Genomic DNA, 259 nt, shown 5'->3' on the forward strand with positions numbered 1-259 from the left:
GGCCCACGTTCTCGCCGGCTTCGCGGGTGAGTGCGCCCGTGAGGGTGTCGGCACCGACGAGGCTGCCTTCGGTCACCGACCAGGTGAGGGTGGGATCGGCATTGCCATAGACCTTGGCCAGGCTGTCGGCGGTGACAGTGATTGCCCGCGGGTCGATGGTCAGCACGCCGTCAATGGCAGTGATGACATAGTTGCCGTTGGCCAACGCCGAGGCATCGATGGTGTAGCGGCCCACGTTCTCGCCGGCTTCGCGGGTGAG

Annotated in this window: 1 protein-coding gene; it reads right to left on the bottom strand. The window is 66.4% G+C overall.

The window, feature by feature from the left end; translation table 11 throughout:
* On the bottom strand, window positions 1–259 hold a 259-nt coding region (locus ABE505_RS17115; RefSeq protein ID WP_346458295.1), incomplete at both ends, for an MBG domain-containing protein.

It is taken from the genome of Luteimonas sp. TWI382 (assembly GCF_039674545.1).
Taxonomy (GTDB): domain Bacteria; phylum Pseudomonadota; class Gammaproteobacteria; order Xanthomonadales; family Xanthomonadaceae; genus Luteimonas.